The sequence below is a fragment of the Methyloprofundus sedimenti genome (genome assembly GCF_002072955.1).
GTDB classification, from domain to species: domain Bacteria; phylum Pseudomonadota; class Gammaproteobacteria; order Methylococcales; family Methylomonadaceae; genus Methyloprofundus; species Methyloprofundus sedimenti.
In genome coordinates this window covers 740,640-756,636 of sequence record NZ_LPUF01000001.1, presented here as the reverse complement: position 1 = coordinate 756,636, position 15,997 = coordinate 740,640, and the positions used below count along the sequence as shown (strand labels likewise).

Here is a 15,997-nt window from a genome sequence, read left to right as displayed (position 1 = left end):
TGAACCCTGTGACCCATCAGGCAATTTACACCTTATATTTCTAAGCTGCCTGTGCGGCAGTGAACTGCGTAAGCATGTAACATCCTTCATAGTAGAATTTCTAAGCTGCCTGTGCGGCAGTGAACAACAATTAGTTTTAGGAAGATCAACTTCAATGTTTCTAAGCTGCCTGTGCGGCAGTGAACATCACGCGAACCCCGTCATCAGACTGACTCCTTTTCTAAGCTGCCTGTGCGGCAGTGAACGGCGCGATTCATCACTAGAACCATTTGAAGTATTTCTAAGCTGCCTGTGCGGCAGTGAACTATCAATTATTAAATAATGATCCTCGCTTCCATTTCTAAGCTGCCTGTGCGGCAGTGAACGTTCGTGTGCCGAAGATGAACAATTGTTGCTATTTCTAAGCTGCCTGTGCGGCAGTGAACTCAGTAGTATCAAAGGAAGGCGAATCAGCATTTTTCTAAGCTGCCTGTGCGGCAGTGAACTAGCTAATATTTTATGCAGAACATTAAAACCATTTCTAAGCTGCCTGTGCGGCAGTGAACGCTGCTTTTTATCAGACTTAAAAGGTCTGCCTTTTCTAAGCTGCCTGTGCGGCAGTGAACTTACATCTTCAATTTTAACTATGTATTTAAACTTTCTAAGCTGCCTGTGCGGCAGTGAACCTGACAAACGCCCTGGCACATGAGTAACTACCTTTTCTAAGCTGCCTGTGCGGCAGTGAACGGATTGTTTTTAAACTTGTATGGGTACTCTACTTTTCTAAGCTGCCTGTGCGGCAGTGAACAGTGAGGGATAATTGCAAGATCCGCACCAGACTTTCTAAGCTGCCTGTGCGGCAGTGAACTACTATTAGGATGTCCCATGGTTAATTCAGTCTTTCTAAGCTGCCTGTGCGGCAGTGAACCCCCGTATAACCTCTACCCCCATCAGTTTCTATTTTCTAAGCTGCCTGTGCGGCAGTGAACTACTATTAGGATGTCCCATGGTTAATTCAACCTTTCTAAGCTGCCTGTGCGGCAGTGAACAGTTTGATTAATAAATTGCTTAAAGCGCCGCTTTTCTAAGCTGCCTGTGCGGCAGTGAACACCCAGCTCTTTTCTTTTAACTTTGCAATGACTTTCTAAGCTGCCTGTGCGGCAGTGAACCGGTTATCGGTTTTAACGTAGCAATGTTAGCATTTCTAAGCTGCCTGTGCGGCAGTGAACGGCTTGTCAGTTGATGGTGAGTACACATTGCCTTTCTAAGCTGCCTGTGCGGCAGTGAACGCTCATTTAGTATTTTTAATAGCATGTATGGCTTTCTAAGCTGCCTGTGCGGCAGTGAACTTTTCCCCGCCATCATCCAATTTTATACTGTCGTTTCTAAGCTGCCTGTGCGGCAGTGAACCCTTTTTTATTAGAGCTTAGAACACTTGCATCTTTCTAAGCTGCCTGTGCGGCAGTGAACTTTAGCTGTGCGCAGAAAAACCCCATAATCACTTTCTAAGCTGCCTGTGCGGCAGTGAACCTCTTAATCCCTCGGCCCAATCAAGCGCGCGTTTTCTAAGCTGCCTGTGCGGCAGTGAACTTAAACCATTTTTATCCTCACCCTTATACTTTTTTCTAAGCTGCCTGTGCGGCAGTGAACAAACGGTGAATTGAGATTAATTCCAGATAGCTTTTCTAAGCTGCCTGTGCGGCAGTGAACCACACTTATTACAAACTCATTTGACTGCAATGTTTCTAAGCTGCCTGTGCGGCAGTGAACAACCCGTTATTTCATCGTAAAGCCTTTGCTTTTTTCTAAGCTGCCTGTGCGGCAGTGAACTACAGTATAAAGCACAAAAAAATAGTTACAACAGGCAGTTAGGTTTTTTTCCATCAAAACACCAATAATTTTTTGCCGTTTATAACTTATTAATTTATATATATTTTTAAAGAGCTTAAAAAACTTTGGTCAAAATAACCTGTGTTCAATCCAAATAATCTTTCAGCAATTCTTGTGCCCACGCTGGCAACGGTTCTTTTTGTATTAAAAGTTGTCCGGTGTGTATTTCAGCGATTTGCTGGAAAGGATTATCGAAGCGTGAATTATCTAATAGGTAGCTGTGATCACATAAAGGCAAAACTTGTTGAATATTGTGTAATACTCTGGGAATTCTGCTAAGGACTTTTTCTTCTGGTACATAGTGCCCACCTTCACTCACTCGCTGTGCAATTCGTGCCTGGTTAAGCGAGACGAGTTCTAAATGGATAAATACCAGTACAATTTGATAACCCATTGCTTTTGCTCGCGCCACAAAGTCTATTTTTGACGGATGCGAAAACACCGTTTCAAAACAAAAGTTACGCCCCTCTTGTAATAATTGCATACGCATCGCTGCGGCAATTTTAGCGGCTTCATAACTGTGTTGTTCTGGCTGCTCAGGATAAAGCTGTTTTGCCAATACATCTGCATTGATAAAAGGCAACCCTAAGGGTTGTAGTCGTGTTTGGTAAAACGTACTTTTGCCTGCGCCATTACCACCCGCAAGCAGCCAAAGCTGTTTATCTTTTTTCAAGCAACTCAGCCTTTAGCGCTATAAACTGCCCATTCTCAAATTGGCCGGTTGTTATATTGCCCGCTGGGTCAATTTGTTCCAAATACCCAGGATGTTTTATTGAGGCTTGGTAATTAATAGCACTCGTTGTGATCGTATTGCTTAAGGCTCCTTCCTTGCGGTCATTTTCCAGTGATTGAAAAACTTTATCTGGGTCAATACTGGAACTAAAAACAGGTTCTGTTTTTATTGTAACCACGCCTGATACTACGGATAACAATACATCAGGATCTAAGACTGATGACACACTCCGCCCCAGATCAGCCCAATATTCAATTTGTTCTGCTGTACTACGGTGAAACCGTTTGGCCGATAATTCTGCCGCTTGCATTAAACTTTGTTGTAACCGAATTGGAGACGCTGCTTTTGCCATAGTTAAATCTCATTATTGATTGTTATTACGCCATATTGTAGCAGATTGCTACAATATGGCGTTGCCGTTTCAAAACCATGGGCTATAGCTGCCTGTGCGGCAGTGAACACTTGGGTAAAACCTAGTCACAGCTCCCCCTCTCTCTAAATTTTCAGAAAATAGGCACAGAACTAATACTACTTAGTCCATAAGAACTAAATTCTGCACTCTCAGACTTTATACTGGCTTCCTCCATCAAAATAAATAAAGGATAGCGTTTACCATTACTTTGACTTTTAATGTAAATAAATGGTGCTTTGCTTTTTACTTCCATTTTTTTTGTAAAAAAATTAAGTGCCAGTTCATTGGAAATACCCTTTTTGTTTGCTCTACGTCTGGCCAATCGTTCGTTATTACTTTTAACTTGCTCACGCTTAAAAAAAGCATAACCAGTGATTTTATCTACTGGAATTTCTTTTATGCAGGTTTGATGAACATAATCTGTAAGTCTAGCAAAGTATTTATCCAGATTTAAGGCTTCCAGATACTCTTTTTCCAATGCCAATAAGCGTAATTTATTGCACAAATAGCATTTTTCTTTATTGTACTTGGGGAAAGAAACACCAACTTTTGATATTTTTTTTTCGATTTCTTCACCTTTAATATTTTTTTTAATTTCCTTAATAATAAGGTTTTCGACCAGTGCTAAATGCAGTTGTTGATAGAGTTTTTCCCAGAGAAAATGAAGCGGGATTTCATCATTGGGTATTAAGGTTAGTTCTATGTAGTATTTCATTTCTTAGCCTTTTTTTTACTTTCTCCACTAAAAACACCACCACGAATCAAATTAGAAATAATATAACTTTTATCATTATCATTCAGTTTGTTTTCTGTTTCATTTACCCATGCTTCCATAAGCGTGTATAAATCATTTTTACTTTTTCTATAGGCTTGACCACTTTGTGTCACTGAACCATAGGGTTCTGCCGCTATTGGGAATTCAGCAGCATCGTACCAATTATCAACCGTTCTTAAGGCATTCCCTATTTTTACATTATGTATGGCTGCACATTCATTCAGCTTGAATAATATTTTACCTTTTTCATTCATATTCATTTCTTGAGATGGAAAAACATGTTGACCATTGCCCAGTTTTACATAAGCATCAATTTTAAGAAAGATAAAGTCTTCATGACTATTTAACCCTGTTAGAATAACTTCGGTTAATTTTTTGAGATTATTATTGTCACTATTTTCATCGAAATTATTTAATGCAAAATCATACGCTGTAAATTCTAAAGGAGGATTTGTTTCACCATGAAAGACATGTATTTTTATGTTTTCAGCACAAACTCGGTTACGCCATAGAAAACGCCCATTAGCAATGTTATAAGCATAACGAGAAGCTAATTGTTTTAGTCCTGTCTCACTCTCTTTAAAAGTTTTAACTTTTTCGGTAATTAAGGTTTCAAAATCAGGAACATTACAAGCAAAAGGTTTACCTACATTTCCAATAACTCTTAATGTGTAGCTGACTTTTAAGGTATCTTTATTATGCGGTAAATTAGCATCATCACTATCTGATGATACAGGATTAGGCTCAGATTTTTTTGCATCATCAATACCGTAAGCACTTTGTGTGGAACGATTATTACGTTTAGTAATAGGAATTTCTTTCCAAGCTGGTCGTTCAATTTTTCTAATTTTACCCTCTATTTCTTGTTCATTTTCTATTGTTTCAATACCAATATCACTCCAATTACCTGAATACATCAGTGCATCAGAGGTTTCTAGTTTGCGTTCAAATGAAAGTAGGCTTGGTAATTTCATAGTCATTGTTTTTTCCTTGTCATTTAATTAAATAATAGTGTTTTAGTCAGAAATCATCATTTGGATTTTCAATGATAATTTCGTTATTACTCGTTTCTTGCTGTTGTATTTGCTTTTGTTTACATAAATACCAGTTTTCTTCGTAATCGTAGTGCCATAAGCAGTGACTGATTTCGTCTACATTTTTTAGCCGATGCACACTTTGCCATTCACCAATGCTGTGAGCTGATTCAACAAAGCAAACATCGGTTTCATCGTCTCGGGTGTTTTCTACATCCTTGTTCTCATAAACTTTGGATATGGCTTTGTAACCTGTCATGATGGGAACTAAATAGCCTGTTTTAGGTTTGTCGATATACTCCCAATCCGCATCGGTTTTTTCATCGGGTTTACAATAATTTTGCCACTGTGCTAACAATTTTTCATGGGCTTTGCTTTTTTCCAGTTCGTTAAAATAAGTTATTAGCTCATCGGGAATAAGCTCTTGTTGGTAAGGCGTTTGCAGATGTTTTTGCCAACTCTCAAACAATTGAGTTTCTTGTAGGTTATCTGAATTATTTTTATTTAATGTCTGGATATACTTGTTGATTAAATCCGATTTAGGCCGTGCTTTTTGCTTGAGAGCCACAAAATCCAGCCATGCCTCAAGTAATTCAACTTCATTATTTTCAGTCAATTTTGTTTGATAGTGTTCTTCTAGGAAATTAGAACGATCTATTAATACAAACGCTGGTAATAACTTACGTTTGATGATTCTTATGTTATTTTCATCTAGTGTGTAAGACTCTATGTTTTTAATATTAAGGATTGTGCCTCCTGCTAAACGTTGTAAAAGACAGGTTTTGCTAAGCCATTTGATAAAACTATCTTGACGATTGCCTATATTGCCTTCATAGCCAATCAGCAATGAAACCGTCATATTCATTTTTCCTTCTTCAATGACGGGGGGCGTATCTGCTTTATTATGTGAATCTAAATAAGGCGGGTTACGGCTTTGAGTAAACTCAATATCATAAGAGGAACGGTAAGTATGCACATGATGCTGATGTGAAATGACCGCACAACCTGTTAAAGAAATATCCTTAAATCTATCGGATTCTGCCAGTTTGCGAGCGAGGTTATGAGTAAAGCCTAAAAAATGGGTAATCGCAGGAAAGCCCCAAGTAAAACCAGCAATTGCATTGGCATTTTGTACTTTTATTCGATTTAGCAGAATATACTGGCTCATACCTTTTTCTCCTGTTGGTTATATTTGATTTCCGTTTTAATGGCTTCAACATCTTCTCTTAGTGGTTCTTCAAATAATTTTTTCCATAGACGTGTATGCCCAGACTGTGGGGTAAATTTTTTCTCTTGACCTATTAGTTTATTGTTAAGCCATCTGGCAAAATCATTACAAACAATCGTTTGCCAATCTGTGGATAAACGTTGGTTTTGAAACTCTTTTTCGGCTCGATAAGGATCAAGAAAATATTGGTGTTCAGGTTTTAATTTAATCTTATCTGTTGCAGACCAATCAGGCGGCAGTTTTTGAATGCTCGCGGTATAAAACAAAACTTCATCAATGATGCTATTCACCCAACGGACTAGATGAGCGTAACGTTTAGGGTCTTTAATACTTAGGTCAATACGTTCAAAACGAAGCAAAAAATCACGAAGATAATTAATATCTTCATTAATATGGCTAGTGCTAAAATTATCGAAGAAAGAAGCTTTATAAATAGGCGGCTTGAGTTGGCTTTGCCAAGTAGAGGGTTGAGATGAAAATAAATAACTCTTTCCACTGCGGTTTTTATTAAGCATTGAAACGTTTTGTGGTTGTGCGCCTCCAAATTTTTGTATTCCTAAACTTGGGAAATCAATATATGCTTTATGGTGATATTTAGGTGAGTTTTCATTACTTACTTTTAATTGCTTCCTAATATTTTCTTGTTCTTTACCAAACTTAAGGTTACTTACAATAGTAAAAAACTCTTCAGTTAAAGAAGATGAAAATAAAGGCGTAATTAAATGGTAGTTAATATTATCTATACTAACTTGTTCATCACCTTTAATTAAAGGAAAGTAAATTTGCTTAGCTTTATCTGCTGTTTTAATTTCTCTTTCTTCAACAATTTTATCGAATCCATTACTCCACTTTTCAAGCTGCTCTTGATTTTCAGCAAATGGGTTTAAAAAGCTATAATCTCCATCAATAATTAAGTCAATTATCAGTTTTTCTGATAACTTCAAAGCTAAAAACCTTGATACAGTAATTAATGCACCATTGTTATGAGCTAAATCATATGTGAGCGTTTTTTTGAGTGATGACGTTGTAAGAATCATATCATTAGATTTTTCTTCCAGCATAAAGCCATCAGATAATGAGGAGCTATGAGAAAATCTTAAAACATGAGTTGCTTTAATTATTCTTTTTCCTTTCGCAATTTTTGTTTGACTTGCTTTATCTATCCACAGCCTAATCTCAGTTGAAGGAGCGTCAATTCTTAATTCATTTAGTTCATTTTGCTTGTCTTCTTTTGCCTTAATTAGCTTTTCAACCTTCTTTATATCCTTTTCTGAATTAATATCTTTGTCTTTCTTTTCAATATACTCTCTTACTTTATAAAGTTTGGACTGTGCTATCTTTTTTTCAAAAAAATCAACAATCACACTTTCCCAGCTTTCAAGCTTTCTGGCTTCTTCACTCATCCTAATCTCCTATTTTTTGATACAGCCCTAAATTTTCGTGATAACTGTATTGTTTAATTTCATTTTTGTTATATTCAATTAAACGTACTTCACCAAAACGATAACTAATTGCTAATAAATCATCCATATCAATATTTGGGTCATTCATTAATTCGAAATAGATTGTTTTTGCACTTAAATCAAACCAAAAATGACTATTACTTCCAAATTCGATCGGTACATCATCGTTAATTTCTATACCACTTAGATCACCTAATTTTGGAGGATAAACAGCTTCATTTTTCCATTGCCAATAGGTATTTGAATGCTCATCTTTAAGACAAAGATAATAAGCTTCATCTTTTTTTGAATCTCTAAATCGCTGTTGCCTTTGCATTTCGCCACACCATTGGGGGTTGCTTTCCCACCATAATTTAGCGGGTTCATTTCCTGATAACAGTTTTTTAACCAAAGCCTTGTGTTCTAGCTCAACTAAATTTTTATAACAGCCTCCAATCGTTTGGTATTGCTCTGGCAGTGTAATTCTCTGAATAGAATTAATTTCTTCATATTGTTTGGCGGTTAAAACATCATTCAAATCATGTGATTTAATGACCTTCAATTCCGTTGACTCAAATCCTGGCTTTTCAAAACAAATATTGTTATTTAAAGGAGAAAGAGCCTTATAATTTTTATTCAGTAAAAGAATATTTGGCGTTTCAGGTATGTCATCTCGATGCCTTAACACACGCCCTGCTAATTGAATAATAGAACGCATTGAACTGGGTTCAACAATTGCCCAATCATAATCATGATCACGCCCTACTTCCGCTACAGGCGATGCCAAAACAATAAAAATATGATTATTTTGAGGATGTTCTTGCAATTTATCTTTTATCCCGTCTTGTTGCCAAATCTCATTTGGTTTTTTACGATTAAGAATTTTATCCAGCTTACTTTCTAAATGAGAACGTATCGCTAGAGGATAGCGGCTGTGATAGATGCAGTAATGAATACAAATATCTGCGGGAGCATCTAACTTCAATAGCTCTCTAGCAACTGCAACCAATGGGTTAATATTTGCCATACGCACTAAACCAATGGAAATATTGATATTATTTTGAGCTTGATGATGATTTTTATGCAGCTCTATTGCATTGGTCTGTATGGCTTTTGCCATAATGGCAATAACCGTTATTCCTTCATAGTCCTCAACATTAATAATCTTCCCTTTTCGTTGCGGTTTAGTCTCGGCATTCAGATTCTTAATGCGTTTTTTTACAAAATTTTCATGTGCTTTTTTAAATAATGGGAAGTCTTTGTATTGTTCTTGCCCATCTTTGTAAGTGTTTTTAAACTCGTCAAACCAAGCGCAAGCAATTTCACCATTCCAATGAGAAATATTGGCTTTAGCATACTCTCCCCAACCATGCTGATAGGCCTGGAATAAGGCATAAACTAAAGCTGGTGGCATGGTAGCTGTCGATAATAGAACTCGACTGCCTAACATACCCGCCCAATTTACTAACCTGCATAATGCAGGTAAATCTTCAAGCCCAAAATCATCGGGTTCATCCAGCACTAAATCAGAGCTTAATAAACGCAACATGGCAGGAATTTGTTTACCACCTTTTGTCCCTTCTGTGGCTGGCATTAAATGGTCAATGGTACTGACTAAAATAGGCGCATGAATAAGCTTATTTAACGAATCATTTGTCTTTGTCCATTCACTGAGACTATGTTGGTAAATATCACCTGTGTAATCAACATATAAATCTTTATCTAAAATTTCATCCTGTGATTCACTCCCCGTTTCGGGTTGAGTTGCTTGCTCTTCTATATTTATGCGTTTATTTTCTTCATTTTCAAACAGTTGTTTTACTGCCGTACCACCGACTGCAATAGCTAGTTCTTCATCTGTAAGCTCTAATTCTGTTCTGTATTCTCGCCCAGTCTGTAATGTCAGCGTTCTTAAACCAAGTGCAACACTAAATCTTACCCGTCCTGTCTCATTAGCAAGTGCATACATTATTTTTACATTAGCTAATGTTTTTCCTTTTCCAGTAGAAGCCATGTTAATACCAAAAAAACCTTGCTCAATACTGGTTTTACTCATTTGCCCCGCTAACTTTTTTGCATCATCCTGCCAACCAAATTTTTCTTTATGTTTCTTGCTTACATTATTAGAAAGGAAAAAGTTTTCCTCCAATGAACGCAAACTAGCATTAAATTTAGGCAATGCTTTGGCAATTTTCTGGGCATGATGAGCAACACCTATAAGATGTTCATCAAGTTTCTGCTTAAGCTGTTTTGTTTCTCTATCGCTATTGGCATAAACATCGTAATTAGGGTTTTGCCATTCTGGCGTGATGTTTTGAGAAGAATAATAATGATCCGCTAAAGTTAGGCAAAGACGTGATAGATGTGTTGTAAAAATTTGACCATTTAGCCAATCGGTTTTTTGTTGTAACAATGGTTGTAATTTTGTTCTAACCTCAGAGGCAACCATGCAAGCTTTGGAACGCCATTGCATACTCGCTACAGGTAATTTTTTAAACGTCCAGTTTTGTGCTATCAATTTTTCTAGTTCTGGATCTTTACAGTTATGTGAATTCCAGATAGCATCAAAATTACTATGTTCACCAATAAACCATTGATTAACATATTCTAAACGTGGAGGTTGATTTACTTTCCATTTAGGATAAATCGGCAGTTTATGATGTGTAAGAATAAGCCAAGCGACCAATTTAGCAAATGGTGGTAAATTTTCAATAGGATGATTATCAGCAACACTTCTTCCATTCAAGCCATCCTTATAACACTTAGAAAATTCATCGCATTCAATTTGGCTCAATGTATTTAGCCATTGCATGTCATCTTTATCGCCCACAAATGCTTGAAATAACCTTAGCGATACCCACTCATGGCGATAAGGCTCAAATGAATTTGTTTTTTTATCAGGGTTAATTTTATTTTGAAATAATGTATTCGCTTTACCAAAGTCATGAAATAACGCAGAAATAGCCGCTGCGTATTGAATTACATTTAGTGTTTGCCATTGATTTTTATCCATATATTGGGTTATTTCCTTTTGTGTATAATTCACCGGCACAACCCCTTCAAAATTAAACTTTCTTCTATTCCCCACCACCCACAAAAATTCACTGCGACTCCTCGACCGTATCCAATGACACGAAACGGCCGTATTTTTCGTTGCCGTTTTGCGTAATAATTTTTTAACCGCATCCAAGCCATCTTCAGTAATGACCGTTTGCCAGGTGTTGGTGCCAATACGATTTGCGAAGGCATCTAATACGCGGCGGGTTCTATTGAGAGCTTTGTGTTCGCATTGTGAGACGAAGGTGACCATCATAGCTATTTATCCTTTAAACTCATTTAAAACATCCTCAATCATCATTTTTAATGATCTAGTGTTAAAATATTTTCTTTTTCAACCCAACAAAGAGTATGAAACATGATTACTTTAGACCCACAATTAGAAAATCAATTAGTGACTATTGCCTCAGAAAAAGGGGTGAGTATTTCTGAGTTGATAAAAAGCTTTATTCTTGATTATCAACCAGAGCAAGAAGCCATTAAACGAGCGGATGAATCTTATGCAGACTATAAAAAAACCGGCGAAATAACCAGTTTAGAACAGCTAATAAAAAATAATGCAGAATTAGCTCATAGATAAGTGACCATCATAAGTCTTTACCTTCTACACTGGCTTGTTTAACGGCTTCAAACATAAAATCCAGGGCTTTATGTTGGGTAAAGTTTTGTAGGCATTGCTGGCGAAATTCCTGTTCGGTGGCTTGTTCTTTGGCGCAGATAAAGGCCCAAGGGAGTATCAAGGTATCTTTGATTAAGTCCGCGACATCAAAGACCAAGGCTCCGCGTCGGGTTTTACCATGCATCACTGCAAAACCATGTGGTATGCCTAGCACCCAGAGTGTGGTGGCGGCTAATCCATAGGCTAAATAATTACCGTGATTTAAGAAGGCATTAGCATCATCAATGCTGTCATGCTGACGCACAAAGTCTTTTTGTTTGGTGTTGTTGGCGGCGATTTTATACAGGGATTTGGTGAGCTGTGCCTCAATTAATAATAAATTAGTGACATCTTGACAGTGTTCTATTTTTGCAGAGAAGTGGGTCAATGCTTGCTGGATATCCTGATCATCCAGGCTAAATCCTTCATTTTTCAGTTCTCGGTCATTACCCCAGATCTTTTGCATGTAAGTAATGCGTTGTTGCTGGAACTGTTTAGCGATTTTTAAGCGTTTATCTTCTTCAAACCAAAAAGCCATCCAGCCTTGTACATATTCTGTGGGTCGGTATTCGCTTTGCGGTGAGAGCCATTCGATTTCATTGGCAGCTATTAAGGGTGTTCCACCGCCACCACTAAAACCAATTAATACGCCAGCTGAGGCGAGCATTCTAACGGCGGCTTGGGTAATGGAGGTGCCAGTACCCAAGAGTATGCAGGTGGTATTGGCTATCGGGATATTCCAATATTGTTTTTCGGTATCGGCTTCGGTTAAATAAAGCACTCGGCCATCTTTTTGCATCACACGACATTTTTCCAAATAATAGATATTAGCTCGTTTGGAATGCAGTATGGCTTTTAAGTCCGTTAGTTGTTCCATGTAATATGTCCTTTTTTACTAAAAGTTATTCTGTGGAAAAATGGGGTCTAACTTTTCCTTTAAGCCTAGCCGATTTACGCTCGTCTTGGAGCTTGTCGGATTGAACAGCCTAAAAATGATAAAATAAGACCTTCAATAAATTGCAGCGACAAAAAAATAGTGATGGCACACTTTTTATCCTGATAGACCTAAATACTCTCTATATTACCGCACAGTGTGCAAGATTATGTATCTGAAAATCGATTTGTTGTCACTTATCAGTTCATTTTAAGGTAAAAGTTTTCCTGATTACGTACAACTCACAGCCATATTAAAGTAAATTTTAAAATATCGATATGTTAAGAGTCTCGTCATTCCGGAGGTCTTATATCGGAAATCTTTGCTTACCCTCTGAGATTCCTGCTAAAAGCATGCAGAAATGACGAATATAGTTGAGAGTTATGGGTAGTCAGGAACGTTTTTATCAATTTTACCACTTAATCCTAACTTGTGAATTGCTGCAAAATTCTATGGTAGACCCCATTTACGTTGGCTTATGTTTTAACCTAGAAACCGCAGTTGACCGCAATAAAACATTATAAGTAACTGAATATAAAATATAATGATCGTAAAGGCTTGTCACCTTTTGGGTGACTATACTCTGCTTCGCGGTTTTGTGGAAAAATCTGAGTACAAAATCCGTACTCAACTACGGTTTCTAGGTTTAAGGAGAACACTCATGAACCTCTGAGAATTATGTGCAATCAGCTAGCTAAATGACAGCCAAAATAGTAAAGTTAAACCAGTAATTTTAATTGAACCTATCGGCGTAGTTGCCGAACATACAGGTAAACACATGAATATAGAAAACGAGACTTTACCATCCAGCGCAGCTAAGGGTAATCAATCTTATACCGAGGCTGACACTGCTATAAATCCTATTAAAAACAGCATTACCGCAGATACCGAAATTCGAGATAAACTTCTCAGAGCACGTATTAAATTACTAGGCAATATTCTTGGTAAAGTAATTAAATCACAAGTTGGTGAGTCCGCTTTTGATGCTGTAGAAAAGCTACGTACTGGTTATTTGCAACTTGAGCAAGCAGAAAATCCAGCATTACAAGCTGAACTCACCGAATTTATCGAATCTCAATCGGCAAAAGAACTTGCACCGATTATTCGCGCGTTCAATTTATATTTTAGTTTAGTCAATCTGGCAGAAGAAGAACACCAGTATCATGAAAGACAAAGCCAGCTTAAGTCAGAAGGTCCATTCTGGACGGGTTCTGTGCTCAATACTATAGGTGAACTCAAAGCACAAGGCCTGGATGCTGGACAGGTGCAGACGCTATTAAATAAATTGCACTATATTCCTGTCTTCACTGCCCATCCGACAGAATCAAAACGACGCGCAGTGATGGATAACTTAAGAAGAATATTCCTCGACATCGGCGCCTTGAATGAAGCAGATACTTACAATAATAAATATGTAAAAGATTCTATTTATCAAATGCTTGAGATGCAAATTCAAGTGCTTTGGCAGACCGATGAAGTGCGCCGCCAAAAACCAACTGTGGAAGATGAAATTCGTAACGGAATATACTACTTTCGTCAGTCGTTATTTGATGCCGTTCCAGAGGTTTATCGCTACATGGAACGTGCCATTGCTAAACACTACCCTGACGATAACATTGAAACGCCAAACTTCCTGAGCTTTGGTTCATGGATAGGCGGAGATCGAGACGGTAATCCATTTGTAACGCATAACACAACAGTTCAGGCCCTACTGTTACAGTCCCGGGCTGTCATCTATGAATATCAGCAACGGGTTCTTGATCTGGGTTCCAAACTCACGCACTCGCGCTTTATCAGTCCTATTTCACAAGATGTTATTCAGCGCTCAGAAAACGCAGATGATCATTTAATTGCTGCTGTTTTTAAAAAACGTCCTGAGCGATTTAAAGATGAGCCATACCGTCGTTTACTGGCCCTGATACACGGTAAACTACAGCAGAATATCGAATATCTTGAAGCACGTATTGATGATGACCCCATCGATAAAAGCCACTTTGCCTATCACTCTGAATCTGACTTCCTGGATGACCTGGAATTGATTCATCACTCCCTATGTAGTCATGGCGATGAAAATGTAGCAAATGCAGAATTAAAGGATTTGATTCGCCTGGTTAAGACTTTTGGCTTCTATCTGATGCGTTTGGATATTCGTCAGGAATCTACTGTACATACCGAAGCGGTCGCTGACCTTTTTTCGCATCTAGGTGTCGATTACAAAAGCCTGAGAGAAAAAGAAAAACTGGATATTCTTGCCCAGCATGTTGCTTCTGCAACTATCATCGATATTCAACACCTCGCTCTTGATGATATGACCAAAGAAGTTCTGGAGGTGTTTAACGTTGTTCGTGAGATGCGTAAAGACATCAGTGAAAAGGCTTTTAATAACTATGTTATTTCAATGACGCATGAAGCCAGCCATATTATGGAAGTGTTGTTTTTAGCTCATCAGGTAGGCCTGGCAGGTTATAACGCGGGAAAACCTTATTGCGATATTCAAATTGCACCACTATTTGAAACCATCGTCGATTTAGAACATATTGTGCCAGTCACACAGGCATTATTTGAGAACGACACCTACAAGGCTCTGCTTGAAGCATCCGGTAACCAGCAGGAAATCATGCTCGGCTACTCTGATTCGGCAAAAGATGGTGGCAACTTATCTTCTGCCTGGGGACTCTATGTGGCGCAGCAGCAAATCATGGTATTAGCTGATGAGCACGGAGTAGATTGTCGTTTATTTCACGGGCGTGGTGGAACCGTTGGCCGTGGTGGCGGACCAACACACTTTGCCATCCTTTCACAACCGACAGGAACAGTGCGCGGCTCCATTAAATTCACCGAACAGGGTGAAGTACTGTCCAACAAATATAGTAATACTGAAACAGCAATGTATGAACTCTCACTGGGCGTAACTGGCCTTATGAAAGCCAGTACAGGCGTTGTACAAAGTCAAGTGAAGGATAACCCTGAGTACTTTGAGGTCATGCAAAAACTGGCGAAAGATGGCGAAGCCTGTTTTAGAAAACTGACCGACGATACTGAAGGGTTCTTTAACTTCTTCTACGAAGCAACGCCGGTGACCGAGATTGGATTATTGAATATTGGTTCTCGCCCGTCACACCGTAAAAAGGGGAATTTATCTAAATCTTCAATCCGAGCCATTCCTTGGATCTTTGGCTGGGCTCAAGCGCGACTAACATTCCCAGCCTGGCAAGGCACGGGGTATGCTTTAGATAACTGGATTGAACAGCATGGTGATGCGCAACTCAAAGAGATGTATCAGAACTGGCCGTTCTTTAGAGCTTTGGTCAGCAATATCCAGATGGCGCTGACCAAAACTGATCTCGATATCGGTGCACAATACAGTCTGCTTGGACAGAACCAGCAAGTTGCACAAACGGTTTATACTCTGATTGCTGATGAGTACAAGCGTGCAGAACAACGCATTCTTGAAATCAGTTGTAACCAGACTTTAATGGCAGACACACCCAGTCTTGCACTTTCACTGAGCCGACGAAATCCCTATCTTGTGCCTCTAAATAATATACAAATTGCCCTGCTAAGACGCTACAAGTCAGACCAGATCTCCGAAGAAGAAAAAGCGCTCTGGTTGCCTGAGCTTCTGAACAGTATCAATGCCATTGCGGCTGGTTTGCGTAACACTGGCTAATCAAGTCACTGAGGTTGTCTTTCCCCCCCCCTCGGAGGGGGGGATCAGTCAAAATAATCAGGAGTCAGGTATAAATTACGTTTCTGATAAGTGCTATTTTTTACTGATATCTAACGAGGCCGTTGAAAACCAAACAAGACGGGTTCAATCAAACCAGCGAGTAATTTTTTATTAGTAGCACCAAA

10 protein-coding genes and 1 CRISPR repeat array (1 of these 11 running past the window's edge) are annotated in these 15,997 nt (G+C 38.4%); of the genes, 2 read left to right on the top strand and 8 right to left on the bottom strand.

Translation table 11 applies throughout. The annotated features are described in order from the left end of the window. Nucleotides 1–1,809: a CRISPR direct-repeat array (repeat unit 28 nt; unit sequence TTTCTAAGCTGCCTGTGCGGCAGTGAAC) (it extends 2,187 nt beyond the left edge of the window). A gap of 145 nt (nt 1,810–1,954) precedes the next feature. From AU255_RS03280 to cas3f, 7 genes are all read right to left on the bottom strand, one after another. After that, on the bottom strand, nt 1,955–2,542 hold the full coding sequence (locus AU255_RS03280) for a zeta toxin family protein (RefSeq protein ID WP_080521545.1): 588 nt from the start codon (nt 2,540–2,542) through the stop codon (nt 1,955–1,957). Further along, nucleotides 2,529–2,954: a TA system antitoxin ParD family protein gene (locus AU255_RS03275; protein WP_080521544.1), complete on the bottom strand. Its 426-nt coding sequence runs from the start codon at nt 2,952–2,954 to the stop codon at nt 2,529–2,531. Before AU255_RS03275 ends, AU255_RS03280 begins: the two co-directional genes overlap by 14 nt. A 151-nt stretch (nt 2,955–3,105) precedes the next feature. After that, on the bottom strand, nt 3,106–3,729 hold the full coding sequence (gene cas6f / locus AU255_RS03270; protein ID WP_080521543.1) for a type I-F CRISPR-associated endoribonuclease Cas6/Csy4: 624 nt from the start codon (nt 3,727–3,729) through the stop codon (nt 3,106–3,108). Next, nucleotides 3,726–4,769 (bottom strand): type I-F CRISPR-associated protein Csy3, encoded by a 1,044-nt coding sequence (csy3, locus tag AU255_RS03265; RefSeq protein ID WP_080521542.1) that lies wholly within the window; start codon nt 4,767–4,769, stop codon nt 3,726–3,728. The genes cas6f and csy3 overlap by 4 nt, the downstream gene beginning before the upstream one ends. Before the next feature lie 40 nt (nt 4,770–4,809). Then, the gene (gene csy2 / locus AU255_RS03260; protein WP_080521541.1) at nt 4,810–5,991 is read right to left on the bottom strand and encodes a type I-F CRISPR-associated protein Csy2; all 1,182 of its coding nucleotides are present in this window, start codon (nt 5,989–5,991) and stop codon (nt 4,810–4,812) included. After that, nucleotides 5,988–7,454 carry a type I-F CRISPR-associated protein Csy1 gene (csy1, locus tag AU255_RS03255; protein WP_080521540.1) on the bottom strand — a complete coding sequence of 489 codons (1,467 nt, stop codon included), beginning with the start codon at nt 7,452–7,454 and terminating at the stop codon, nt 5,988–5,990. The genes csy2 and csy1 overlap by 4 nt, the downstream gene beginning before the upstream one ends. Nucleotide 7,455: 1 nt before the next feature. Further along, a complete protein-coding gene (cas3f, locus tag AU255_RS03250) occupies nt 7,456–10,803 on the bottom strand; it encodes a type I-F CRISPR-associated helicase Cas3f (protein WP_233144643.1) in 3,348 nt (1,115 codons plus the stop codon). Nucleotides 10,804–10,908: 105 nt separating this feature from the next. On the opposite strand from cas3f, the gene AU255_RS03245 reads away from it, so the two are divergent. Further along, nucleotides 10,909–11,130 (top strand): hypothetical protein, encoded by a 222-nt coding sequence (locus AU255_RS03245; RefSeq protein WP_080521538.1) that lies wholly within the window; start codon nt 10,909–10,911, stop codon nt 11,128–11,130. Between the two features lie 7 nt (nt 11,131–11,137). Here AU255_RS03245 and cas1f read toward each other — a convergent pair whose 3' ends face one another. Further along, complete coding sequence (gene cas1f / locus AU255_RS03240) at nt 11,138–12,085, bottom strand: type I-F CRISPR-associated endonuclease Cas1f (protein WP_080521537.1); 948 nt, start codon at nt 12,083–12,085, stop codon at nt 11,138–11,140. Nucleotides 12,086–12,920: 835 nt separating this feature from the next. On the opposite strand from cas1f, the gene ppc reads away from it, so the two are divergent. Beyond that, nucleotides 12,921–15,812, top strand: coding sequence for a phosphoenolpyruvate carboxylase (gene ppc, locus AU255_RS03235; RefSeq protein ID WP_080521536.1), 2,892 nt, complete (start codon nt 12,921–12,923; stop codon nt 15,810–15,812). Nucleotides 15,813–15,997: the final 185 nt, after the last annotated feature.

Bases quoted from the DNA above. Each gene is read 5' to 3' on its own strand.
- AU255_RS03275 (WP_080521544.1), bottom strand. From the start codon at position 2,954: ATGGCAAAAGCAGCGTCTCCAATTCGGTTACAACAAAGTTTAATGCAA.
- cas6f (WP_080521543.1), bottom strand. From the start codon at position 3,729: ATGAAATACTACATAGAACTAACCTTAATACCCAATGATGAAATCCCG.
- csy3 (WP_080521542.1), bottom strand. From the start codon at position 4,769: ATGACTATGAAATTACCAAGCCTACTTTCATTTGAACGCAAACTAGAA.
- csy2 (WP_080521541.1), bottom strand. From the start codon at position 5,991: ATGAGCCAGTATATTCTGCTAAATCGAATAAAAGTACAAAATGCCAAT.
- csy1 (WP_080521540.1), bottom strand. From the start codon at position 7,454: ATGAGTGAAGAAGCCAGAAAGCTTGAAAGCTGGGAAAGTGTGATTGTT.
- cas3f (WP_233144643.1), bottom strand. From the start codon at position 10,803: ATGGTCACCTTCGTCTCACAATGCGAACACAAAGCTCTCAATAGAACC.
- AU255_RS03245 (WP_080521538.1), top strand. From the start codon at position 10,909: ATGATTACTTTAGACCCACAATTAGAAAATCAATTAGTGACTATTGCC.
- cas1f (WP_080521537.1), bottom strand. From the start codon at position 12,085: ATGGAACAACTAACGGACTTAAAAGCCATACTGCATTCCAAACGAGCT.
- ppc (WP_080521536.1), top strand. From the start codon at position 12,921: ATGAATATAGAAAACGAGACTTTACCATCCAGCGCAGCTAAGGGTAAT.